Raw genomic sequence first — 1,256 nt, 5'->3', positions numbered from 1 at the left:
TGATCCTGCCCAGGACTTTCGGACACGCTTTTAAGCAGCTTGTTGTGCCTCAAACGCTTCCGGGCTGAGGTGGCCGTTGGCGCTGTGTCGGCGGGTTCGATTGTAGTCCACTTCGATGTACTCAAACACCGCTTCCTTCATCGCTTTCCGGGTGCGGAAACGCTCGCCGTGAATCAACTCCACCTTAAGCGAATGGAAGAAGCTCTCGGCGCAGGCATTGTCGTAGCAGTTGCCCTTGGCGCTCATACTGCACTGCAAGTCATGCCTGGTCATCAGGTTCTGATAATCGTTCGAGCAATACTGGCTGCCGCGATCTGAATGCACGATCACGCCACTCGGCATCTTGCGACGCCACAGGGCCATCTCAAGGGCATTACAGACCAGTGCTGCTGTCATGCGCTCCGACATGGCCCAGCCAACAATCTTGCGGCTGTACAGGTCAATCATGGTCGCCAGATAGAGCCAGCCTTCATCCGTCCACAAGTAGGTGATATCACCCACCCATTTTTGGTTCGGCTGGCCGGCCGTAAAGTTCTGCTCCAACAGGTTCGGAGCTACCGGCAGGTTGTGTTTCGAGTAGGTCGTGGCCTTGAATTTCTTCGCTGCCTTGGCCCGCAATCCCTGACGGCGCAGGCTGTCTGCCACCGTCTTGCGATTACACGGCACGCCTATCGCCACCATATCTTTGGTTAGCCGAATCGAGCCGTTACGGCCCTTACCTGCCTCGAACAGCACCTTGATCTCGGCATCCCTTGCTTCTCGTCGCCGCTGACGGGGAGAAGGATTGCCTTTGCGCTTACGCCAGGCATAGAAGCCGCTGCGTGAGACCTTCAGCACACGGGCCATGGCCTTGATGGAGAATTCCGGGGCGTGCTTTTCCATGAAGGCGTACCTCACTTGAGCTGCTTCGCGAAGTACGCCGACGCCTTTTTTAGAATCTGAAGCTCCTCTTGCTGCTCGGCCAATTGGCGCTTCAGGCGGGCGTTTTCTGCTTGCAGGCGTTGCTCGGCATCACTGGTTGATTCCTGCTGCCTAGCCTTGCTACGCCATCCGTAGAGCTGGGATTCATGGAGCCCCAGTTCCTTCGCAGCGCCTTTCACACCAAGGCGCTCGGCTAGCTTCAGGGCCTCTGATTTGTATTCGTCAGAGTAGCGTGTGCGGGATGTTTTCTTGGGGGTTGTCTGTCTTGCCATAGTTCACCTCTGTCGCGTAGTTTACTCGCTTAACAGGGTGTCCATCAGTACTGGGCAGGATCA

Annotated in this window: 1 protein-coding gene; it reads right to left on the bottom strand. The window is 56.5% G+C overall.

Features of this window, described 5'->3' with window-relative positions; all coding sequences use genetic code 11:
* Window positions 1–30 precede the first annotated feature (30 nt).
* Window positions 31–1,193, bottom strand: a protein-coding gene (locus GQF00_RS14840) for an IS3 family transposase (RefSeq protein WP_161319969.1) whose coding sequence is annotated in 2 segments (ribosomal slippage) — window positions 31–935 and window positions 935–1,193 — 1,164 coding nt in all. Because the reading frame shifts where the segments join, the coding sequence is not laid out codon by codon here.
* Between the last annotated feature and the right edge of the window lie 63 nt (window positions 1,194–1,256).

It is taken from the genome of Alcanivorax sp. DP30 (assembly GCF_009882945.1).
In the GTDB taxonomy this organism is placed as follows: Bacteria; Pseudomonadota; Gammaproteobacteria; order Pseudomonadales; family Alcanivoracaceae; genus Alcanivorax.
This window is presented reverse-complemented; position numbering and strand designations above follow the sequence as displayed.